19 protein-coding genes are annotated in these 21,426 nt (G+C 61.7%); 8 read left to right on the forward strand and 11 right to left on the reverse strand.

The window, feature by feature from the left end; genetic code table 11:
• Window positions 1–202: 202 nt before the first annotated feature.
• From FHL16_RS22225 to pedF, 5 genes are all read right to left on the reverse strand, one after another.
• Window positions 203–1,981 (reverse strand): PQQ-dependent methanol/ethanol family dehydrogenase, encoded by a 1,779-nt coding sequence (locus FHL16_RS22225; RefSeq protein WP_077749288.1) that lies wholly within the window; start codon window positions 1,979–1,981, stop codon window positions 203–205.
• Between the two features lie 273 nt (window positions 1,982–2,254).
• Window positions 2,255–3,193: a quinoprotein relay system zinc metallohydrolase 1 gene (locus tag FHL16_RS22235; protein ID WP_077749289.1), complete on the reverse strand. Its 939-nt coding sequence runs from the start codon at window positions 3,191–3,193 to the stop codon at window positions 2,255–2,257.
• 16 nt (window positions 3,194–3,209) lie between these two features.
• Window positions 3,210–3,971, reverse strand: a complete 762-nt coding sequence (locus FHL16_RS22240) for a quinoprotein dehydrogenase-associated SoxYZ-like carrier (RefSeq protein ID WP_077749290.1) — start codon at window positions 3,969–3,971, stop codon at window positions 3,210–3,212.
• Window positions 3,968–4,846 carry a substrate-binding periplasmic protein gene (locus tag FHL16_RS22245; RefSeq protein WP_077749291.1) on the reverse strand — a complete coding sequence of 293 codons (879 nt, stop codon included), beginning with the start codon at window positions 4,844–4,846 and terminating at the stop codon, window positions 3,968–3,970. Before FHL16_RS22245 ends, FHL16_RS22240 begins: the two co-directional genes overlap by 4 nt.
• A gap of 4 nt (window positions 4,847–4,850) precedes the next feature.
• Window positions 4,851–5,312 carry a cytochrome c-550 PedF gene (gene pedF / locus FHL16_RS22250; RefSeq protein WP_077749292.1) on the reverse strand — a complete coding sequence of 154 codons (462 nt, stop codon included), beginning with the start codon at window positions 5,310–5,312 and terminating at the stop codon, window positions 4,851–4,853.
• A gap of 254 nt (window positions 5,313–5,566) precedes the next feature.
• On the opposite strand from pedF, the gene exaA reads away from it, so the two are divergent.
• Window positions 5,567–7,459, forward strand: a complete 1,893-nt coding sequence (exaA, locus tag FHL16_RS22255; RefSeq protein WP_077749293.1) for a quinoprotein ethanol dehydrogenase — start codon at window positions 5,567–5,569, stop codon at window positions 7,457–7,459.
• Between the two features lie 235 nt (window positions 7,460–7,694).
• Complete coding sequence (locus FHL16_RS22265) at window positions 7,695–8,342, forward strand: pentapeptide repeat-containing protein (protein WP_077749294.1); 648 nt, start codon at window positions 7,695–7,697, stop codon at window positions 8,340–8,342.
• A 139-nt stretch (window positions 8,343–8,481) separates the two neighbouring features.
• Here the strand turns inward: FHL16_RS22265 and FHL16_RS22275 are convergent, their stop codons facing one another.
• From FHL16_RS22275 to FHL16_RS34735, 3 genes are read right to left on the reverse strand one after another with little or no spacing between them, the layout of a single operon-like run.
• Window positions 8,482–9,120, reverse strand: coding sequence for a response regulator (locus tag FHL16_RS22275; protein WP_010455143.1), 639 nt, complete (start codon window positions 9,118–9,120; stop codon window positions 8,482–8,484).
• Entirely contained in the window at window positions 9,117–10,379 is a 1,263-nt protein-coding gene (locus FHL16_RS22280; protein ID WP_077749295.1) for a sensor histidine kinase, read from the reverse strand. The genes FHL16_RS22275 and FHL16_RS22280 overlap by 4 nt, the downstream gene beginning before the upstream one ends.
• A gap of 2 nt (window positions 10,380–10,381) precedes the next feature.
• Window positions 10,382–10,504, reverse strand: a complete 123-nt coding sequence (locus FHL16_RS34735; protein WP_255311831.1) for a hypothetical protein — start codon at window positions 10,502–10,504, stop codon at window positions 10,382–10,384.
• A gap of 159 nt (window positions 10,505–10,663) precedes the next feature.
• Between FHL16_RS34735 and FHL16_RS22285 the strand changes: the two genes are divergently transcribed.
• The 6 genes from FHL16_RS22285 to FHL16_RS22315 all read left to right on the forward strand — a co-directional run bounded on the left by FHL16_RS22285 (window position 10,664) and on the right by FHL16_RS22315 (window position 15,941).
• On the forward strand, window positions 10,664–11,848 hold the full coding sequence (locus tag FHL16_RS22285; RefSeq protein ID WP_010455147.1) for an ABC transporter substrate-binding protein: 1,185 nt from the start codon (window positions 10,664–10,666) through the stop codon (window positions 11,846–11,848).
• Between the two features lie 40 nt (window positions 11,849–11,888).
• Window positions 11,889–12,848, forward strand: coding sequence for a YVTN family beta-propeller repeat protein (locus FHL16_RS22290; RefSeq protein ID WP_077749296.1), 960 nt, complete (start codon window positions 11,889–11,891; stop codon window positions 12,846–12,848).
• On the forward strand, window positions 12,845–13,576 hold the full coding sequence (locus FHL16_RS22295; protein WP_077749297.1) for an ABC transporter ATP-binding protein: 732 nt from the start codon (window positions 12,845–12,847) through the stop codon (window positions 13,574–13,576). Before FHL16_RS22290 ends, FHL16_RS22295 begins: the two co-directional genes overlap by 4 nt.
• On the forward strand, window positions 13,573–14,364 hold the full coding sequence (locus FHL16_RS22300; RefSeq protein ID WP_077749298.1) for an ABC transporter permease: 792 nt from the start codon (window positions 13,573–13,575) through the stop codon (window positions 14,362–14,364). The genes FHL16_RS22295 and FHL16_RS22300 overlap by 4 nt, the downstream gene beginning before the upstream one ends.
• 297 nt (window positions 14,365–14,661) lie before the next feature.
• Window positions 14,662–15,219, forward strand: coding sequence for a PQQ-dependent catabolism-associated CXXCW motif protein (locus FHL16_RS22310; protein ID WP_077749299.1), 558 nt, complete (start codon window positions 14,662–14,664; stop codon window positions 15,217–15,219).
• 56 nt (window positions 15,220–15,275) lie between these two features.
• The gene (locus tag FHL16_RS22315) at window positions 15,276–15,941 is read left to right on the forward strand and encodes a response regulator transcription factor (protein ID WP_010455152.1); all 666 of its coding nucleotides are present in this window, start codon (window positions 15,276–15,278) and stop codon (window positions 15,939–15,941) included.
• Between the two features lie 180 nt (window positions 15,942–16,121).
• On the opposite strand, the gene nahK is transcribed toward FHL16_RS22315, so the two are convergent.
• From nahK to FHL16_RS22330, 3 genes are all read right to left on the reverse strand, one after another.
• Window positions 16,122–18,719 (reverse strand): hybrid sensor histidine kinase/response regulator NahK/ErcS', encoded by a 2,598-nt coding sequence (gene nahK, locus FHL16_RS22320; RefSeq protein ID WP_077749300.1) that lies wholly within the window; start codon window positions 18,717–18,719, stop codon window positions 16,122–16,124.
• Window positions 18,688–19,851: a nitric oxide-sensing protein NosP gene (gene nosP, locus FHL16_RS22325; protein ID WP_010455155.1), complete on the reverse strand. Its 1,164-nt coding sequence runs from the start codon at window positions 19,849–19,851 to the stop codon at window positions 18,688–18,690. Before nosP ends, nahK begins: the two co-directional genes overlap by 32 nt.
• Window positions 19,852–20,126: 275 nt before the next feature.
• Entirely contained in the window at window positions 20,127–21,311 is a 1,185-nt protein-coding gene (locus FHL16_RS22330; protein WP_010455156.1) for a porin, read from the reverse strand.
• Between the last annotated feature and the right edge of the window lie 115 nt (window positions 21,312–21,426).

The raw sequence follows: 21,426 nt of genomic DNA on the forward strand, positions 1-21,426 counted from the left end.
AGCCCCGCGTGCCAGACGAATGCGCCGTTGGCAGGGGGACTCTCGTTATTTGGTCGTAGAAAACGCTTCGGTTCTTGATCGTTCCTACGCTCCGCGTGGGAATGCCTCAACGGACGCTCCGCGTTCGGCTCTTGGGACGCAGAGCGTCCCGGGCTGCATTCCCACGCAGAGCGTGGGAACGATCAATGCGGTGGATTCAGGGTTAGTGTTTGGCCACGACGAGGTCTTTGGGCAGCTTGAAGGTCCAGAGCATCCCGCCCTGGTTGAAGTCCTTGATGCGCTTGGCTACTTCGCCGCCCCACAACGGCACGGCGCCACCCCAGCCGGACAGCACCGAAACGTATTGTTCGCCGTCCATTTCCCAGGTCACAGGCGAGCCGAGAACGCCGGAGCCGGTCTGGAATTCCCAGACTTTCTCGCCGGTCTTGGCGTTGAACGCCTGGAGGAAACCTTCCGGCGTACCGGTGAACACCAGGTTGCCCTTGGTGGTCAGCACCCCGCCCCACAGCGGCGCGAAGTTCTTGTGGCGCCAGACTTCCTTGCCGGTCTTCGGATCGATGGCGCGCAGCACACCGATGTAGTCATCATTCAACGGCTTGATGGTGAAGCCTGCACCGAGGAACGCCGCGCCTTTCTTGTAGGCGATGCCTTCGTTCCAGATGTCCATGCCCCACTCGTTGGACGGCACGTAGAACAGTCCGGTGTCCTTGTTGTAGGCCATCGGCATCCAGTTTTTCGCGCCGAGGAACGCCGGGGCGACGAACACCGAACTGCCTTTGGCTTCGGTGCCCGGTGCGCCAGGGCGGCTGGCTTCGTTGTAGATCGGCCGGCCCTCTTTATCCAGGCCAGTGGCCCAGGTGATCTTGTCCACGAACGGGAAGCCACGGATGAATTTGCCGTTGGTGCGGTCCAGCACGTAGAAGAAACCGTTACGGTCAGCGGTGGCGGCGGCTTTGATTTCTTTGCCGCCTTCGGTGTAGTTGAACGACACCAGCTCGTTCACGCCGTCATAGTCCCAACCGTCGTGAGGCGTGCTCTGGAAGTGCCATTTGATGGTGCCGTCGTCCGGGTTGAGCGCCAGGCGCGACGACGAGTAGAGGTTGTCGCCAGGACGCAGGTGCGAGTTCCATGGCGCCGGGTTGCCGGTGCCGAACAGCAGCAGATTGGTTTCCGGGTCGTAGTAACCGCCGAGCCAAGGCGCCGCGCCGCCGGTTTTCCAGAGATCGCCGGGCCAGGTCTTGCCGGCTTCACCGCCGGAGATACCGTTCTCTACCGCTTTGCCGTCCTTGTAGGTGTAACCCATGTGGCCTTCGACGGTAGGTCGGGTCCACAGCAGATCGCCGTTTTTCGGGTCGTAGGCTTCGATCTTGCCGACCACGCCGAATTCGCCACCGGCCACGCCCGTGATCAGTTTGCCGTTGATCACCAACGGCGCGGCGCTGATCGAATAACCTTCTTTGTGGTCGGCAACTTTCTTGCTCCAGACCACTTTGCCGGTGTCCTTGTTCAGGGCCACAAGCTTGGCGTCGAGGGTGCCGAAGAACACCAGGTCGCCGTACAGCGCGACGCCGCGGTTGATCACGTCACAGCAAGGACGGATGTCATCGGGCAGGCGCGCATCGTATTGCCAGAGTTTCTTGCCGGTGCGCGCATCCACGGCGAACACCCGCGAGTAGGAGCCGGTCATGTACATCACGCCGTCCTTGATCATCGGCTGTGCTTGCTGACCGCGCTGTTTTTCCCCGCCAAAGGAGAACGCCCAGACCGGGCGCAAGTCCTTCACGTTACTGACGTTGAGGGTGTCCAGCGGGCTGTAGCGCTGACCCTGGACGCCCAGACCGTTGGTGACGATCTGCTCCGGGTTCTTGGGGTCCTGGAGAATGTCCTGGTCGGTGACGCCGGCCAATGCCTGGCCGGACAACAGCATGGCACTGAGCAACAGGCTCAAGACGAAGGGTTGGCGACGTGCGGGTTGGGTCATGACGGCTGCCTCTGCGGTTTTTGTTATACCCGGGAAATTTTCCCGGTCTGGTGCAGATTCTTGGGCGCCGCCGCCCTCGCAACAATTGCCCGCAGTGTGGAGATTGCTAGTTCCTTAGTAGCGGGTCGGAGCAAATGAACACCGGTAATGTAAGTCGACACCGGCCCCTGTGGGAGCGAGCCTGCTCGCGAAGGCGCCGTGTCAGGCAACATTATTGTCAATCGGCACACTGCTTTCGCGAGCAGGCTCGCTCCCACAAAAAAGTTGTGTGGGTCATTTGTTTGCGGTGGAATCGACTCGCGTCATCTGCGCGCGCTCATAGCGCGGATACAGATGGCTGACGCTGCGAATCAGCTCATAGCGACTCAGGCTGATGCCAGCAAACCGCTCGGGAATGGGGCTGCGGATCATCTCGCTCATGTCACTGCCATTGGCGGCGCCGTCGCGCATGAGCTGATCGAGCCAGGTGAGGTAGTCGCGCATTTGCTCGAACGGTTTTGTGTCCGTGGCCACCGGTCCATGGCCGGGCACGATCAGCGTCCACGGCAGGCCTTGTAGCGTGGCGATGTCCGCCAGCCACACCGACAGCCCCGGACTGTTGGGCGTGGTCAGCGCCCTTTGATAAAACACCAGGTCCCCGGCAAACAGCACGCCGGTTCTCTGGTCGAGAATAGCCAGATCCGCACCGGTGTGCCCACCCAGGCTCAGCAGGCGCAGATCGTGATTCCCAAAATTCAATACGCCAGGCTCCAGCGTCCGGGTCGGCAGCAGCACTTCGGTGCCGCGCATCCAGTCCCCCACCAGTCGATACATATTTTCGGCCATGGCGTCACCCTGCCGATGCAACAGCTCGGTGGTGCCGGCCAACGCACCGATTGGCACGTCGCTGAAGGCCTGGTTGCCCAGCACATGGTCCGGGTGGTGATGGGTCAGCAACACCTCGATCACCGGTTTATCAGTGGTCGCGGCGATGGCTTTGCGCATCGCTTCGCCGTAGCGCCTGGACGGCCCGGTATCGATCACCACCACCCCGCGGTCAGTGACGATGAACGCGGTATTGACGATGTTGCCGCCGTTGGCCTTGGCGAAATTGTCGGTGCTGCCTTCGAGCAGCCAGGTGTCTTCGGCGATTTGCCGGGGCTTGAGCACATAGTCGAGGTCCGCCAGGGCCGGCAGGCTCAGGCTCATGAACAACAGCAGCATCCAGCGCATCACGCGCTCCTTGGGGTCAGGGTATGGCCGCATCGAATTGATTGCCGCTGTTGTCGCGCAGCACCAGGCGCGTCTGCCCTGCCCCTTCGATGTCGAAGGCCAGGTTGGGGTTCTCGCTGACGGCGGGAAACAGCTCCAGTCGGGCCAGCAGCTGATCATTCCCGTCGCGTAATTCAGCATGGTTGATAAAGAATTCAGGGATGCCGCTGACCATGCCGTTGTCCATCGGATGCGCCACTTGCAAGCGCACCCGGCTGAACTCACCGCGTGGATAACGACCGCCCAGTACTTCGCCGATGTGCTCTTCCCAGCCAGGCTCGGTGCGCACGACGCTGGGCGCAGTGCAACCACCGCCCGCCGCATCGATCAGTGTCGAGCCGACATGCCAGAGGCCGTCACGGGTCAGCACCGCCGCGCGCAACGGCGTGGCTTGTTCGATACGGATGCGGATCGACAGCCACGGCAATACGCGATCCAGCGGTTGGAAATCGACTATTTTCGGCAGCGGATTGAGTTCCGCCCAAGCGAGGATTTTCACCACCTCGCCGTTGAACGCCCGGGCGTCGATTTCCAATGGCACTTGCCGGGCATCTTCGGCGAACGGCGGCGCCAGCAGCTTGACCCGGTCATCGAACACGAACGGTGCATTGCCGAGCATCTGCTTGTGGTAGAAGGCCCACATCACCGAAGGCACCGGGTCTTTGCCCGGCTCGATACCGGCAGCGTGCGCCGCCAGGGGCAACCAGCAGAGCAACAGGCAACTCGCTCGCCAGTTCACGGTTGGTACATCTCGGGCACGTCATAGCGCAGGCCGTAATGACCGTAAATGGTGTTGACCGCCCCTTCACGGATCAAGCCCTCCAGCGCCTCTTCCACGGCATAGGCCAGTTGCCGGTTGCTTTCATGCACCGCCATGCCGATCTCCCAGAGTTGCTTGCCCATGTTTGGGTAAGCGTTTTGCGCCAGCGCCACTTGTGGATCGTTGGCTTGGTGAACTTGCCAGTCGATCTCGCCACGCATGGCCATCACCGCATCGACTTCACCGGCCTTCATCGCGGCGAAGGCTTGCGGTACACCGGGATAGTGGTGGGTTTTGCCGGCGAGCATGCCGTTAAACACCGAGGTCAGGTAGAACGACGGCACGCTGTCGACTTCGACGCCAATCGGATGGTGTTCGAACACGGCGACGCTGCCTACCTTGTCGAGACGGCGGCGATCATAGGCGACCTGCCATTGTTCGTTCTGGTACGGCCCGAACATCACCACATGGCCGTTTTCCAGCTCACCCAGTTCGTTGCGTTTTTGCGCGTAATCGCGGTCATACGGCACGCGCATCATCAGGTCGGCCAGTTGCAGATCATGCAGCTGGCTGGCCCGCCAGATGTAGTCGCGCAGGTCGTCATCGAGCTTCTCGCCGGCGGGCGCCCAGATCAGCGTCAGGCGCACGCCCAGCGCTTTGGCCAAGGCTCCGGCGAGCTCGACATCCACCCCGCGCGGCTGGCCGGCGTCTTCAAAACTGTAGGGGGCGAAGTCCTTGTAGACCGCCACTTTCAACTCCCCGGCAGCGATCATTTCGTCATAGGTACGGACCTGCGCCTGCACGACCTGGCAGCACAGCAACACAGCGCTGAAAAATACAGCGAGCAGGCGCATGGAGTTACTCCTCGACGTGAACGGTGTCCAGGTAGGTGCGCACCGCCCATAACGCTTCCTGGCTCAGGTAATCCGCCATTTTCGGCATGTAGACCCGGCCATCCCGCACAGCGCCGTGACGCACGCGTTCGACGAACCATTCATCCCCCGCTTCGCCAACATCGAGCATGCGCAAATCGGGGGCGATGCCGCCAGACTTGGCTTCCAGGCCATGACAGGCGGCGCAGTTCTGGTTATAGGCCGAGGAGCCGATTTCCACGGCTTTCTCATGTTCCGGGGAGGCACGATACGGATTCACCGCCGCCCAACCGTCGGCATCCACCTGCACGCCGGCATCTTTGATCGGGGTCAGGCCTGGGGTGGCGATCGCCTGCGGTACCACGTTGCCGTGGGCCCAGACGGAGCCTGCACTGATAAAGCCGGCCAGCAGTCCGGCAACGAGCAAGGCGTTGCGTTTTGTTGTCATTGTTATGCCCTCAAGATTGCACGCAAAACCTCTTTGAAGAGGCTATGGCACCCATATTGGTACCGGCCTCGCGCAATCCCCATGCTGCTTTGGTGGTCGCCTTCTAGTCCCTTGGTAGTAGGGCTTGTGACGCACACCCAAATCAGGTGCCGTTCGGGAAGTCTTCCCGGCCACAGCGGGACTTTTTCCGTATCCGGCAACCGGCCGGGCGCACCACCCTGTGCAGGCCAAAACCTCCACTGGGAACCGCAACCATGACAATAAGATCGCTACCCGCCCTTTCCCCTCTGTCTATCGCCGTGCAGGCTTTTCTGCTGGTGGGCAGCCTGTCCCTGAGTGCTGCAAGTCACGCCGCAACCGCACCGGCCACGCCCACCCGCGACGTGACGTGGGAAGACATTGCCAACGATCACCTGACCACCAAGGACGTGCTGCAATACGGCATGGGCACCAACGCTCAACGCTGGAGCCCGTTGGCTCAGGTCAACGACAAGAACGTGTTCAAGCTGACGCCGGCCTGGTCCTATTCGTTCGGCGATGAGAAGCAGCGCGGCCAGGAATCCCAGGCCATCGTCAGCGATGGCGTGGTCTACGTCACCGGTTCCTATTCGCGGGTGTTCGCCCTGGATGCCAAGACCGGCAAGCGCCTGTGGACCTACAACCATCGCCTGCCGGACAACATTCGTCCGTGCTGCGATGTGGTCAATCGCGGGGCGGCGATCTTTGGCGACAAGATTTACTTCGGCACCCTCGATGCGCGGCTGGTCGCCCTGGACAAGAACACCGGCAAAGTGGTGTGGAACAAGAAGTTCGGCGATCACGCCGCCGGCTACACCATGACCGGCGCCCCGGTGCTGATCAAAGACAAGACCACCGGCAAGGTGCTGCTGATTCACGGCAGCTCCGGCGATGAGTTCGGCGTGGTCGGCCAGTTGTTTGCGCGCGACCCCGATACGGGTGAAGAAGTCTGGATGCGGCCCTTCGTCGAAGGCCACATGGGCCGGCTGAACGGCAAGGACAGCACCACCACCGGCGACGTCAAGGCACCGTCCTGGCCGGATGACCCGACCACCGAAACCGGCAAGGTCGAAGCCTGGAGCCACGGCGGCGGTGCCCCTTGGCAGAGCGCCAGTTTCGATCCGGAAACCAACACCATCATCGTCGGCGCCGGCAACCCCGGCCCGTGGAATACCTGGGCGCGCACCGCCAAGGATGGCAACCCCCACGACTATGACAGCCTCTACACTTCTGGCCAGGTCGGCGTCGACCCGAGCACCGGCGAGGTGAAATGGTTCTATCAGCACACGCCAAACGATGCCTGGGATTTCTCCGGCAACAACGAACTGGTGCTATTCGATTACAAGGACAAGGACGGCAAAACGATCAAGGCCACCGGCCACGCGGACCGCAACGGTTTCTTCTACGTGGTCGATCGCAACAACGGCAAATTGCAGAACGCATTTCCCTTCGTCGACAACATCACCTGGGCCAGCCACATCGACCTCAAGACCGGCAAACCGGTGGAAAATCCAGGCCAGCGTCCGGCCAAACCGTTGCCGGGCGAGACCAAGGGCAAGTCAGTGGAAGTGTCGCCGCCGTTCCTCGGCGGCAAGAACTGGAACCCGATGGCGTACAGCCAGGACACTGGGCTGTTCTACATTCCGGGCAACCATTGGAAAGAGGAATACTGGACCGAAGAGGTCAACTACAAGAAGGGCTCGGCCTATCTGGGCATGGGTTTCCGCATCAAACGCATGTACGACGATCACGTCGGCTCCCTGCGCGCCATGAACCCCACCACCGGCAAAGTGATTTGGGAACACAAGGAAGCGCTGCCGCTGTGGGCCGGCGTATTGGCCACCAAAGGCAACCTGGTGTTTACCGGCACCGGCGACGGTTTCCTCAAGGCGTTCGACGCGAAAACCGGCGCTGAGCTGTGGAAGTTCCAGACCGGCAGCGGCATCGTCTCGCCGCCGATCACCTGGGAACAGGACGGCGAGCAATACGTCGGCGTGACCGTCGGTTACGGCGGTGCGGTGCCGTTGTGGGGCGGTGACATGGCCGAGCTGACCAAGCCGGTGGCTCAGGGCGGGTCGTTCTGGGTGTTCAAGATTCCGAGTTGGGACAACAAGACTGCGCAGAAGTAATCCACTTGCCCCCTGTGCTCACAGGGGGTTTTCTGGTGCTCAACAAGCTTTTCTGTGGCGAGGGCGCTTGCTCCCGCTGGGCTGCGAAGCGGCCCCCTCATTTTTCAGCAACACCGAGTTGCCTGGATTTACGACTGCTGCGCAGCCGGGCGGGAGCAAGCTCCCTCGCCACAGGAACCCACATAACCGTTGTTTTTTGTGTATCCAGCTGCCCTCCACCTTTCGAGGACCTGTCATGAAGTACCTGCCTCTACTGCTATTGCTTGCCGCCCTTCCGGTTTTCGCCGACAACGGCGACGACTCCCCACTCATCATCAACGGCTGCACCATCGCCGATCACAGCCAATGCCCCGGCGCCAATCTCAAAGGCGCAAACCTGAGCAATCAGGACCTGCGCAACATGAACCTCAGCGGCGCCGACCTGCGCGATGCCGACCTGCGGCACGCCCGACTCGACCTCGCCAACCTGGAAAAAGCGCAGCTGCAAGGCGCCAACCTGACCCGCGCCAGCCTGCAACAAAGCAACCTGCGGCTGGCGGATTTCACCGGTTCAACGTTGATGGCGATTCAGGGCTGGGGGATGTTTGCCCAAGGCGCGCAATTCCAGGACGCCAACCTCAGCGGCGCCTACCTGCAATTCGCCCGCCTCTCCGGCGCGAGAATGCACAACACCAATCTGCGTGCCGCGGACCTGGAAATGACCTGGTTGAGCAAGGCTGACCTCAAAGGTGCCAACCTCAGTGACGCCAACCTGCAAGAAGCCAAATTAAGTGAAAGCAATCTGGAACAGGCCAACCTCAGCGGGTCGCGGCAGCATTATGCGAATTTTCAGGATGCGAACATGGAGGGCTGCAGCGGTTGCCCGACGACCTGGAACAAATGAACTGTATGCACACAAAACCATTGTGGGAGTGAGCCTGCTCGCGATAGCGGTGTAACAGTCAACTGAGAGGTTGAATGTGCCGACGTATTCGCGAGCAGGCTCGCTCCCACAGTGGATATGGGTTGCCGGCACTGTCGAGTCAGCCCGCCTTGCGCACCACCCCCATATCAATCCCCAAATGCACCAGTTCGGCATGGGAAGTGACCTGCAATTTGCTCTTGAGCAAGGTCAGGTGGTTGGAGACGGTTTTGCTGCTGATGCTCAACTGTTCGGCAATCAACCGCGCTGGCGTGCCTTTGGCGAGCATCACGAAAATCTCCAGCTCGCGCTGGGTCATGCTCTGCAATCGCGGGTCGCTGGCGTCCTGTTGCGGGTGGCACGCCAGTTGGGTGGCCAGGGGCTGTTCGATGTAGGCATGGCCGGCGAGGATCCGCTGCACCGCCTCAATCAGCACTTGCGGCGCCGAGCTCTTGGTCAAGTAACCCGAGGCACCCGCCTCCAGCGCCTGGCGCACCAAGGGCAGTTCATCGTGCATGCTGAAAAACAGCACCCGCAGTTGCGGCAGCCGTTGACGCAAACGTCGGGTGGTTTCCAGCCCGCTGATCCCCGGCAAACCGAAATCCATGATCACCAGGTTCGGCACGGCTTCCTGAACCCGGATCAGCGCGTCTTCGCCGGTGGCGGCTTCACGCACTTCCATTGCCGGCAACAACGCCCGCAACAAACTCGCGTAGCCCTGACGGACCACCGCATGGTCATCGACCAGCAGAATATTCATGACACCTCCAAAGGCATGCTCAAGGCCAGCGCCCATCCGGCGCCGGGGTGGCTGATGACCCGCAATTCGCCGCCGACGCTGCGGGCGCGTTCGTACATCGAATACAAACCGACGCCGGGCCGCTGCGGTTGTGTGGCGCCGCGCCCGTTATCGCGAATCAACAGGTGCAGATGCGCGCCTCGATGTTGCAGGCGAACCCGCACCCGGGTGGCCTGCGCATGCCGGGCGACGTTGGTCAGCGCTTCCTGCAACAGGCGATAGAGCTGGGTTTTGTCCGGCGCGGACAAGGGCGGCAATTGCGCGCCGATCCGCAGCTGGCAGTCAATGCCGTGCCGCCCCTGCCATTGCTCCACCAGCAGGCCAAAGGCTTCTGCCAACGGCAGGTGTTGCAGTACCACCGGATAGAGGTCATGCACCAGCGCCCGAAATCCCTGTTGCAGGTGTTCGCAGTTGTGTTCCAGCTCACGCACCGTGCGTTCCATCACCACGGGTTGATCCGTCACCAGCCGCAACAGACAGGCCTGGGCGCGAATCCCTGCCAGGTACTGGCCGAGATCATCGTGCAGGGTCTGCGCCAGATGAGTGCGCTCCTGTTCCTGCACCGCCAATAACGTCTGTGTCAGATGGGCATTATCGGCGCGCGACTGCTCCAGCGCAGTGGTCATGCGATTGAAATGCGCTGCCAGCTGCCGTACCTCCGGCATACCTTCCGCGCGCAATCGCACCTTGAGCTGGCCGCCCGAGACCTGCTGCAACGCGCGCAACAATTCATCGAGCAAGCCCATGCCACGGCGCACGGCCCAGCGGATGGTGAGCAGGCTCAAGATCAAGGCGAGGCCACACAGGCCCAGCAATTGCTGCAGCGAATCCCAGACTTCGTCGATCTCATCCCGTGGATCGACCGCGATCTGCACGCGCCGGCCATCGTGCAAATCCAGAACTCGCGCACTGTGCCGGGCTTCGGCGAACAACAGCCGCCCGAGCCACGCATCGAGTCCGGCCTGAACCGGCAGCCGTGCCGCTTCGCCGGGCTCCAGCCAGCGCACCCGCACATGCCGCAGGCTGCCCGTCAATCGCGGCTGGAGGCTGGCGGGATCACGCTCGGCGGTTTCGCTCAGGTACTCGACCACCGCCTCGGCGGATTGCAGCTCACGCTCCACGTCCGCCAGCGCCTGATGCACCAGCAACCCCATGCACGCCAGGGTGACCAGGACGAAAAACCCGCAGACCCAAAGGTTGATCCGCCACAGGGCCGACACGGTTAGCGCCCCGGTGTCGCGGGCAAGACCAGCAATGACACCGGGCGGGGGCTGTGGAGCTTGTCGACGCCGATCAGGGTCAGGATCAACAACAACGGCAGGAGCAGCGCTTTGAGAATACGCATGGTCAATCTCCTCCAGTGTGATGGCCGTGATGACCCATGCTAAAACCGCGCCGCTCCGGGCGAGCTACTACCTTGGTACTGCCTGACTGGTACTTTCTGCATATTTCAATCTGCCTCGCAGGCTTCCTATGCTGGCGCTACCTGTAATGGAGTGCCTTTATGCGCCAGCTTGCCCCTTACGCCCTGATCTACCTGCTGGCGATTGCCTGCGCCGCCGGGCTGGCGACGCAGAGCCAGGCGGCGGATGCGCCGTTGCAGGTGCGGATCGGCTACCTGGGCTACCGGCCTGACCCCGGTCCGCTGCTGTCCAACGTGATTCCCGAACCGGTCGATGCCGGGCTTCGCGGCGCCGAACTGGCGATCACCGACAGCAACAGCACCGGGCGTTTTCTCAACCAGAGTTACAGCCTCGTCACGGCCAATGCCGACAGCCCGGATGCCCTGATTGAAGCGGCCAAGGCCCAACATGCACAGGGTCTGCGCCTGTTTGTGGTGAATGCGCCGGTGGAGAGCCTGCGTCGGCTCAGCGCCGTGCTGCCCGACAGCTTGCTGTTCAATGCCGGCAGCCCGGATGACAGCCTGCGCACCACCGACTGCCTGCCAAACGTGCTGCACAGCCTGCCGAGCCGGGCGATGCTCGCCGATGCCCTGGCGCAATTTCTGGTGCTTCGCAAATGGCAACGGGCGCTGCTGATCGTCGGCCCGACCCCGGACGATCAGGCCTACGCCGCCGCCCTGCGCCGCGCCGCCAAACGCTTCGGCCTGACACTGGTGGCGGAAAAAGCCTGGAGCTTCGACAACGATCAGCGTCGCAGCGCCCAGGCCGACATGCCGCTGTTCACCCAGACCGCCGAATACGATGTGGTGCTGGTGGCGGACGAACGTGGCGATTTCGGTGAATACGTGCCCTACCAGACCTGGTACCCACGGCCGGTCGCCGGCACGCAGGGCCTGACCCCCGTGGGCTGGCACAAAACCGTGGAAACCTACGGTGCCGCCCAATTGCAGAAACGCTTCGAAGCCCTGGCCGGGCGCTGGATGAATGACCGCGACTTCGCCGCCTGGATCGCCGTGCGCAGCATCGCCAGTGCGGTGAGCAAACTGCGACAGGTCGATCCCGTGGCGATCCGCACCCTGGAAATCAGCGATCAATTGCCGCTGGACGGTTTCAAGGGGCGCAAGCTCAGTTATCGCCCGTGGAACGGTCAGTTGCGCCAACCGATTCCCATCGTCCAGCCCCGAGCGCTGGTCAGCACGTCGCCGCAAGACGGCTTCCTGCACCCTTTCAACGAAATGGACAGCCTTGGCTACGACAAGCCCGAGGTCAGCTGCCGCTTTCCCTGAGCCAGCTTCCCACAAGAACTACAACAAAAAGGAATCCGCCATGCGTCGCACTCTGCTCTCTTGCGCCCTGCTGCTCGCCGCCGGGCACGCCGCTGCCAGCACCGCCTGGGTCTCCAACGAAAAGGACAACACCCTGAGCCTGATCGACCTGCAGACGTTGCAAGTCACCGACACCCTGCCCGTCGGCCAACGGCCGCGCGGTTTGCTGCTGTCCCACGACAACAAGCTGCTGTACATCTGCGCCAGCGATTCGGACCGGGTCCAGGTGATGGACGTCGCCACCCGCAAGATCATCAAGGAGTTGCCGTCGGGCAAAGACCCCGAGCAGTTCGCCCTGCATCCCAACAATCGCTGGCTCTACGTTTCGAACGAAGACGATGCACTGGTGACGGTGATCGATACCGAAACCTCAAAGGTGCTAAGCCAGATCAGCGTTGGCGTCGAACCCGAAGGCATGGCCGTCAGCCCAGACGGCAAGTGGGCGGTGAACACCAGCGAAACCACCAACATGCTGCACTGGATCGACACCAGCACCCAGACCCTGGCCGACAGCACCCTGGTCGATCAGCGGCCGCGTTTCGTCGAGTTTTCACCTGAAGGCTCGCAACTCTGGGCCTCGGCGGAAATCGGCGGCACGGTGACCATTCTCGACGTCGCCACCCGCAAGGTCCTCAAGACCCTGACTTTCCAGATCAAGGGCGTGCACCCGGACAAGGTCCAGCCGGTGGGCATCAAGCTCAGCGCCGACGGCAAGTACGGTTTCGTCGCCCTCGGCCCGGCCAATCATGTGGCGGTGATTGACGCCAAGACCTTCGAGATTCTTGATTATCTGTTGGTCGGTCGTCGGGTCTGGCAGATGTCGTTCACCCCCGATCAAAAACAGTTGCTGGCCACCAACGGCGTCAGCGGCGATGTATCGGTGATTGATGTCGACAGCCTCAAAGTGACCAAATCGGTGAAAGTCGGGCGCTATCCGTGGGGCGTGGTGGTGACGCCATGAACGCACTGGAAGTCAGCGAGCTGAGCTTCGCCTATGGCGCGCGGGAGGCGTTGCGGCAGGTGAATTTCAGCCTGGCGCCCGGGCGTTTCGCGGCGTTGCTGGGGCCGAACGGCGCGGGCAAATCGACGCTGATTGCCCTGCTCACCCGGCTCTATGATTTGCAGCGTGGGGACATCCGGGTCGGCGGCTGCTCCTTGCGCAACGCGGCGCGTCCGGCGCTCAAGCAATTGGGCGTGGTGTTCCAGCAAAGCACGCTGGACCTGGACCTCAGTGTCGAGCAGAACCTGCGTTATCACGCCGCGCTGCATGGCATGTCCCGGCGCCAGACCGGCCTGCGGGTCGACGCCGAGCTGGCGCGGCAGGCGCTGACCGAACGCCGTCGCGAGCGGGTGCGTGAACTCAATGGCGGTCACCGGCGCCGGGTGGAAATCGCCCGCGCCTTGCTGCATGAGCCACGGCTGTTGCTGCTCGACGAGGCCAGTGTCGGCCTCGATCCGGCCAGCCGGCTGGCGCTCAATCAACACATTCGCGACCTGTGTCGCGAGCAGCACATCAGCGTGCTCTGGACCACCCACTTGCTGGATGAAGTGCAGCCGAGCGATGACTTGCTGATTCTTCATCAGGGCCGTCTGGTGGCCAGCGGGCAGGCTGATGCCTTGAGCCAGGCGCATGGCGGCGACCTCGGTTCGGCCTTCACTCGCCTCACGACATCAGGAGCCGCCCGATGAATGCGTATTGGCAATGCTTCAGCGGCATCGTGCTGCGTGAATGGCTGCGCTTTGTGTTGCAGCGCACGCGGTTTCTCAGCGCGCTGGTGCGGCCATTGCTGTGGCTGCTGGTGTTCGCCGCCGGTTTTCGCGCGGCCCTCGGGATCGCGATCATTGAGCCCTACGACACCTACATTCCGTATGAGGTCTACATCATCCCGGGGCTGACCTGCATGATCCTGCTGTTCAACGGCATGCAAGGTTCGCTGTCGATGGTTTACGACCGGGAGATGGGCAGCATGCGCGTGCTGCTGACCAGCCCCCTGCCCCGGACCTTCCTGCTGTGCAGCAAACTGTTGGCCACTTCGCTGATTTCGCTGTTGCAGGTGTATGCCTTTCTGGCGATTGCCTGGGTGTACGGCGTGCAGCCACCGGCCATGGGGCTGTTGATCGCCTTGCCGGCGTTGTTGCTGGTGGCGTTGATGCTCAGTGCGCTGGGCCTGCTGCTGTCCAATGCGATCCGGCAACTGGAGAACTTCGCCGGGGTTATGAATTTCGTGATCTTCCCGCTGTTTTTCCTGTCGTCGGCGTTGTATCCGCTGTGGAAGATGCGCGAATCCAGCGAGTGGCTGTACTGGCTGTGCGCGCTGAACCCGTTTACCCACGCTGTGGAACTGGTGCGGTTTGCCCTGTATCAGCGTTTCAATCTACTGGCGCTGGCGGTGTGCATGGGGCTGACGCTGCTGTTCGCCCTGCTCGCAGTCCTCACTTTCAACCCGCAACACGCCGCCCTGCGCAAAACCAGCTGACACCATCAATCCCCTGTGGGAGCAGACTCGCACCCACACGGGATTTGCGTCCTACAGATATTGCGAACAAATGAAGACCCCCTGTGGGAGCGAGCCTGCTCGCGATAGCGGAGTGTCAGTCAATAGAGATGTTGAATGTTAAGCCGCCATCGCGAGCAGGCTCACTCCTACAGGGGATTTGTGGTGCACTGGCGAGGGAAATTACTACTTTAGTACTGGTTTTCCTGTCTATCGTCGCATTCCCAACGCCCCGAGACTGGCATGTAATGGGTTCATAACTATAAGGATTGAACCCCAATGCCGCGTGCCCAACGTCGTCTGTTGCGCCCTTCCCTTGCTGCGCTGTCGCTGAGCCTGCTGCTGGGCGCCGCGCACGCCGATACACCGCTGTTCTCCGCCGACGGCTATCGCATCAACCTCTATCGCAGCCCGACCCCGAATCAGCTTCAAGGCGCGGCCATCGTCGACACCGCCGCCCTGCAAACTCTGCTCACCCAGACACCGCGTCCGGTGCTGATCGACGTCTATCGCCGCCAATGGCTGCAAGGACGATTCATCGAAGACCAGCCCCACGAGAACCTGCCCGGCAGCCATTGGCTGGCCAATACCGGCGACGGCGACCTCACAGCTGACTGGCAGGGCTATTTTGCGCGTAACCTGAACGCATTGACCGCAGGAGACTTGGCGCAACCGCTGGTTTTCTACTGCCGCTCCGACTGCTGGCTGAGCTGGAATGCGGTAAAACGCGCCGCGGCCATGGGCTATAAGACACTGTATTGGTACCGCGACGGCCTGGACGCCTGGCAAGCCGCCAACCTGCCCGTTGAACCGGCCCGGCCCGAGCCCTTCCCCTGACCTTTACGCGTGCGTGTTGTTGCCACACCATAATGAAAATAATGAGGTGAAAGGCTATGTACAAAATTCTGATTGCCGACGATCACCCGCTGTTTCGCGAAGCCATTCATAACGTCATCAGCGATGGTTTTCCGGGCAGCGAGGTGATGGAAACCGCCGACCTCGACAGTGCCCTGCTGCTGACTCAGGAGCACGACGACCTGGACCTGATCCTGCTCGACCTGAACATGCCGGGCATGCACGGCCTCAATGGCCTGATCAACCTGCGCAACGAGGCGCCGACCATTCCGGTGGTGATTGTTTCAGCCGAGCAGGACAAGCAGATCGTGCTGCAAGCCATCACCTATGGCGCAGTGGGTTTCATCACCAAATCCTCGCCCCGGGTGCAGATGACCGAGGCCATCCAGCAGATTCTCAATGGCAATGTGTACTTGCCGCCGGACATCATTCGCACACAAAAGTCAGGCACCCATCGGCGCATGAATGACAACCCGAGCTTCCCGCCCGAACTGCTCCAGGCGCTGACCCGCAAGCAGTTGCTGGTGCTGGAACGCATGACCAAAGGCGAATCGAACAAGCAGATCGCCTACACCCTGGAAATCGCCGAAACCACAGTCAAGGCACATGTCTCGGCGATCTTGCGCAAACTCAATGTGCACAACCGGGTGCAAGCGATTCTGAGTGCCGGGGATATTGATTTCGGGTCTTATCTGCGGCGTTGAATGTTGGGCATTCCCAGATCCCTGTGGCGAGGGAGCTTGCTCCCGTTGGGTCGCGAAGCGGCCCCCTTCAAACTTCCAGGTAAACCGAGTCGCCTGATTTACGACTGCTTCGCAGCCGGACGGGAGCAAGCTCCCTCGCCACAGAAAGCCTAGTCACCACAGGTCTGATGCCCGACGCGGCTAACGGGATGGGCCAAGCAAATGACTCATCGCCGTTTTCAGCTTCATCGGCCGTACAGGCTTATGCATCAACGTATGCCCCAACTCGCGAATCTGCTGCTTGAGCTCATTGCTGTAGTTGGCGGTAATCATCATCGCCGGGATCGCTGAACCGCGCCGGGCGTTGATCCGGGCCACGGCATCGACGCCGTTCTGCTCGTCATCGAGGTGATAGTCGGCGATCAGCAAGTCGGCTTCTTCGTGGTAGTTGTCCACCTGCCGCGCCAGGTCCTGCTCCGACAGTGCCGTGACCACCCGACACCCCCACCCTTCCAGCAACGTGCGCATGCCAGCGCAAATCGCCGCGTCGTTATCCAGCACCCACACCCGCGCTCCGCGCAGACGCTCGAGCATCGGCTCACTCATCAACAACGCTGGCTGAGCCTTGGGAGCCGTGGCGCTCAACGGCACCTCGACGGAAAACATCGAGCCCTTGCCCGGCCACGAACGCACGTGAACGCGATGACCGAGAATCCCGGCAATCTTCTCGACGATGGCCAGCCCCAGCCCCAACCCGCGGTCCTGATCCGGACGCTGCACATCGCCCCGTTTGAACTCCTGGAAAATCTCTTCCAGTCGATTTTCGGCAATGCCCATCCCGCTGTCCCAGACCTCGATCGTCAACCGCTGATGATGACGCCGACATCCGAGCACCACCCGACCGCTGTAGGTATAACGAATGGCGTTGCTCAGCAGATTGCGCAGGATCCGCGCCAGCAACTGAATGTCGCTGCGCACCAGCGCCGAACACGGGATGAAATGCAGCTCCAGCCCTTCATTGCGGGCCACCTGTGTGTACTCGGCCGCGAGGTTTTCCAGCAGCTCGCTCAGGGCGAACGGCGCGATGTCGGCTTTGATCACCCCGGCATCCAGTTTGGAAATATCCACCAGCGTGCCTAGCAGGTTTTCCACGTCCTCCAGCGAATTGCTGACATTGCGCACCAAAATCGCATTGGCCACCGGCTCGCGACGTTCCAGCAAAGCGCTGGTGAATAGCCGAGCCGCGTTGAGCGGTTGCAGCAGGTCGTGACTCACGGCGGCGAGAAACTTGGTTTTTGACAGGTTGGCCTGCTCCGCCTCAAGTTTGGCCTCGCGCAAACGCGATTCCACGCGCCGGCGCTCGTCGATTTCACGCAGCAATTGGTCATTGAGGGTGGTCAGTTCGGTGGTCCGTTCGCGTACCCGCAACTCAAGATTCTGATAAGCCTGGTGCAGCGCCTCGGCCGTGCGGCGGCGCTCGGTGATGTCACGAATCAACACGAAGATCCCCACCACTTCCCCGGTGGCCAGGCGATTGGGCACGTAGGAGCGCAGCATGTAGCGCTCCTGATTGTTGATGTTGGTTTCGGCAAATTCGAACGTCACGCTCTCACCGGCCAAGGCCCTGGCCACGTAGGCCTCGAGGCGCTGGTAATGCTGCGCGCTGTGAACTTCGCGCAGGCTCTGCCCGAGCATCACGCCGCGAGGCCAGCAGTACCATTCTTCGTAGACCTTGTTGGTGAATTCGTAGACCAGATCGGCATTGAGGTAGGCGATCAGCGCGGGGACATGGTCGGTGATCAGGCGAATCCAGCGCTCGCTTTCGCTGAGGGCTTCGGCGTGCTGGTAACGTTCGGTGATGTCGGTGAAGGTGTTGACGAAGCCACCGGTGGGCAACGGATGCGTGCGGATTTCCAGCACCCGGCCATCGTAAAGACGTTGCTCGCATTCCTGCACGTGCCGCCCGTTGGCATCGCGACTGGCCGGGGTCAGCAGGGTCAACTCGCTGTCGCCGATCACTTCGGCAAACGGCCGATGGGCCGCCACCGGGGCGAGCCCGCTCAGTTCGAGGAAGCGTCGGTTCCACAGTTCCAGGATGCCTTCGGCATTGACCATGGCCACGCCTTGGGACAGGTTGTCGACCGCCCGTTGCAGCAAGTGCGATTTCTGCGCCACGGCTTGCTCGCGGCGCACGGTTTCGCTGAGTTTGACGTCAGTAATGTCGGTGAACAGGATCACCCGCCCACCTTCCTGCGTGGGCCGTTCGCTGACTTGCAGCCAGCGGCCGTCCTGCAAGCGATAGATCAGGTTTTCGTCGGCATGCCCACGGGGTTCTTCCGTGAACAACCCGGTGGCAGACATCAGCCGTTTCACCTCGACCAGGCGCATGCCGGCGTTGATCCGCACCCGGCTGTTGTCCCAGAACGCCTTGAAACGGCTGTTGAACAAAACGATGCGCTGCTCGGCATCGAACAGCACAAAGGCATCGGAAATGCTCTCGATGGCATCGATCAGATGCTGATGCGCGGTTTCCGCCCGCAGGCGCGCTTCGCTGAGCAAGTGATTGCCCGACTTGAGCTCGGCCATGGCCTGGTTCAAGGCGTCGGTGCGCTCACGCACCTGCTCGGCCAGCACCACCGAATGTTGGAACGCCGCGTAGGGATCATTGCCGCGCGTGACACCGGATTCGATCCGCTCGATCAGCGCGCCGTTGATGCGCTGCAGTTTATGATTGTCGTGGCGCAGGCTGGCGAGCTGCGCCTGCAGCTCAACGATGTCCAGGGGACCGGCCTCGGGCAATGGCAACCCCGGTGAAGGTCTGGTTGATGTGCATGCCATTGAACTGTTCTCCGTAGGTGTTGAAACCCATCACCCGTTGGTCGCGCAAAAACGTTCCGATCTGCTCCAGGCTGCCGCCGTCTTCCAGCTCCAGACGCCTGAGAAAACAGTCGCAGCCGATGGTCAGTAACAGATCGCCGAGGCGCTCCTGCAAGCCTTCGAACAAGGTTTGCAGGTTCGGCAGCATCGGGCCGGGGGTCATGACGGTGAGGACGATGCCGTTTTCCACGGCACAGTAGAAACTCAGGCTCAGGTCTGGATGAACCTGCTGGATCGCCCGCACGTAATACTGATCGTTGATCCGCACCGCCAAGGGGTGTGCGGCGAAGACCCGGTGATCGAGTTCGGCCACCGGCACGCCGATGTGTCGGGCGTACTCCTCGGCAGCCGGCTCGGCATTCAGTTCAAAGACCCGGCGCGAGGCGCTGTCGGCTCCGGTGACCACCAGTTTCTCCGCCCTCGGCAAGATGTGGTGCGTGGTGAACACCTCGAAATCCAGCCAGGTGTTGACCAGCACCACCACCGCCGCGCCGCTGTGAAACTCGCCGCCGAAATAGACGTGGGTGTGGGTCAGGTAGTTGTCATCGCCGGCCGAACCGCCGAAATGCGGGATGTCGCCCAACGCCGCGCTCAACGCAGCGAGGACCATTTCTTCGCGGCTGGACAGACCATCGAGCAAGGTCAGGGCAAAGCTGTTGCCCTTGATCGGCGCCAGGGTGTTGCTGCGACAGCCGCTGGCCAGGCGCTCGACCATTTGCTGGGCGTCGATCAGGCTGAAGCGCTCCATCTCGCTGATCAGTTCGGCGTCGATGGAAAAATGCCGATGGTCGAATCCCACCGCCGTCACGCAATTGCGGCCGTAGCCCAGGGGCGTGATCTCCCCGGCGCTGGTGCAGCCGACCAGGCGAATGCCGCCGAAGCTCAGATGCAAGGCCTGGCCCAGCGCCTGCAAGTCGTACTCGGCGGAGCAGAAGAACAACACGAAGCCCAGATGCGGGTGCAATAACTGCCGCGCGAGCTCCTGAGCCACTTGTTGGGCATCGGTGGCCTGGGACATGCCGCTGACCACCCCTTCACTCTGGACCTGCTGCATGACCACCCCCGCAGGTGCGCGTGTATGAGACACGAGTGTACGAAGCCTGCGGGCTGCGACGTATGCTACTTGGGTAGCGGGTAGCCGCTTCGATGGGATGAGAGTCGGCGGGTTGGCGGCTTGATGGCTGAAGCTTTTGTGGCGAGGAAGCTTGCTCCCGCTGGACTGCGCAGCAGTCCCCCAACCGGCCGATGCGCGACCAGAATAGGGACCGCTACGCGCTCCAGCGGGAGCAAGCTCCCTCGCCACAGGGGTAGGGTTCACAGATCAGCTTGTTACCAGTTCAACACCGCCCCCACCGCGAAGGTATCGGTGTCTTCGTTCTGGGCGCTGGTGTCGTGGCCGTTGATTTCGAACTGGTTGTACTCGGCCACGAGTTTGAGGTTGTCGTTGACGTCATGGAACAACGCAATGCCGCGGGTTTCATAGTCCGCGCCGCTGCCGACCACACCATTGCCGTCGTCATTAGTCTTGCCATAAGACAAGGCCAGGCGGTTTTTGCCCAGTTTGTACGAGCCTTGCAGCAAGTAGCCGTCGCTGTCGACGTTGCGCAGGGTCGGTTCGCCGGCGTTGTTGGTGAAGAACGGGTTAATCCCTTTGGCCTGGAAACCGGAGCCGGTCAGCGACAACCCGCCCATCTTCGCCTGCACACCGTAGCCGACGCCTTTGGAGGTGACCGATTCAACGGTGGAGTCGGTATTGTCCGAGGTCTGGTAGCTGCCGTTGACCCAGCTGTAAATCTTCGCGCCGCCGACATCGAACTGATAGGTGACCTCGCTCTCGGTACGCGGATTCTCCTGATACGCCTTGCCCAACGGGCTGCTGTCGTTGGTGTCCACCGGGTCGAGAATTCCCACGGCCACCCGCAACCCCTCCATCACCGGGGTGCGATAGGTGATCTGCGAGGTCGGGAACGGGTACGGGTAACCCGTACCGATATTGCCGAACGACACGCCGCCACCGTCCACCAACCCCAGGGTATCGCTCACCTGGCCGTAACCGGCGAGCATTTCATCGAGCAGAATGTTGGAGCGGGCGAACAGGCCGAAGTCCTTGCCGATCAACACTTCGCCCCATTCCGGATTGGCCACGGTGCCGTAGAACTGCCGCACGTCGATGGCGGTGTCGGTGCCATTGGTCTGGCTGTCGTTGATGGTCACCCAGAACGAGGCCCGCGCACCGAGCTTCAGGTCATCGACCTGTTTGCCCATGTTGAAACCCAGGTAATTGGGCAGATAGCCCATCTTCACCCGCGCCTGTTTCCGGTCGTACTGGTCGCCGGCACGGTCCACATCGCTGTTCACGTAGAAGGCGTTGATGTAGCCGTCGGTTGAGAACGTGGTCTGGTCCTTGTCGTACAGCACGATCTCGGCCTCGGCCATCGTGCTCAAACCGAGGGTCGAGAGGCTGGCGATGAAGGCAGGCAAGTAACGATGCTTGAAGTTCTTATTGTTGTGCATGACGCGCTCCGCAGCGGGGGACTGGATGTCGGAGGCGATTATCGAAAGGGGACGGGCGGCGGCATACGCTGCCTTGGGGGCGGTTTTGAAGTGCTTTGGAGTGGCCGGGCGTGAG

Source organism: Pseudomonas sp. FSL W5-0299 (assembly GCF_005930655.1).
Classification (GTDB): Bacteria; Pseudomonadota; Gammaproteobacteria; order Pseudomonadales; family Pseudomonadaceae; genus Aquipseudomonas; species Aquipseudomonas mandelii.

Excerpts from the sequence above, each read along its gene's own strand:
- FHL16_RS22225 (WP_077749288.1), bottom strand. The coding sequence starts at position 1,981 with ATGACCCAACCCGCACGTCGCCAACCCTTCGTCTTGAGCCTGTTGCTC.
- FHL16_RS22235 (WP_077749289.1), bottom strand. The coding sequence starts at position 3,193 with ATGCGCTGGATGCTGCTGTTGTTCATGAGCCTGAGCCTGCCGGCCCTG.
- FHL16_RS22245 (WP_077749291.1), bottom strand. The coding sequence starts at position 4,846 with ATGCGCCTGCTCGCTGTATTTTTCAGCGCTGTGTTGCTGTGCTGCCAG.
- pedF (WP_077749292.1), bottom strand. The coding sequence starts at position 5,312 with ATGACAACAAAACGCAACGCCTTGCTCGTTGCCGGACTGCTGGCCGGC.
- exaA (WP_077749293.1), top strand. The coding sequence starts at position 5,567 with ATGACAATAAGATCGCTACCCGCCCTTTCCCCTCTGTCTATCGCCGTG.
- FHL16_RS22265 (WP_077749294.1), top strand. The coding sequence starts at position 7,695 with ATGAAGTACCTGCCTCTACTGCTATTGCTTGCCGCCCTTCCGGTTTTC.
- FHL16_RS22275 (WP_010455143.1), bottom strand. The coding sequence starts at position 9,120 with ATGAATATTCTGCTGGTCGATGACCATGCGGTGGTCCGTCAGGGCTAC.
- FHL16_RS34735 (WP_255311831.1), bottom strand. The coding sequence starts at position 10,504 with ATGCGTATTCTCAAAGCGCTGCTCCTGCCGTTGTTGTTGATCCTGACC.
- FHL16_RS22285 (WP_010455147.1), top strand. The coding sequence starts at position 10,664 with ATGCGCCAGCTTGCCCCTTACGCCCTGATCTACCTGCTGGCGATTGCC.
- FHL16_RS22290 (WP_077749296.1), top strand. The coding sequence starts at position 11,889 with ATGCGTCGCACTCTGCTCTCTTGCGCCCTGCTGCTCGCCGCCGGGCAC.
- FHL16_RS22295 (WP_077749297.1), top strand. The coding sequence starts at position 12,845 with ATGAACGCACTGGAAGTCAGCGAGCTGAGCTTCGCCTATGGCGCGCGG.
- FHL16_RS22300 (WP_077749298.1), top strand. The coding sequence starts at position 13,573 with ATGAATGCGTATTGGCAATGCTTCAGCGGCATCGTGCTGCGTGAATGG.
- FHL16_RS22310 (WP_077749299.1), top strand. The coding sequence starts at position 14,662 with ATGCCGCGTGCCCAACGTCGTCTGTTGCGCCCTTCCCTTGCTGCGCTG.
- FHL16_RS22315 (WP_010455152.1), top strand. The coding sequence starts at position 15,276 with ATGTACAAAATTCTGATTGCCGACGATCACCCGCTGTTTCGCGAAGCC.
- nosP (WP_010455155.1), bottom strand. The coding sequence starts at position 19,851 with ATGCAGCAGGTCCAGAGTGAAGGGGTGGTCAGCGGCATGTCCCAGGCC.
- FHL16_RS22330 (WP_010455156.1), bottom strand. The coding sequence starts at position 21,311 with ATGCACAACAATAAGAACTTCAAGCATCGTTACTTGCCTGCCTTCATC.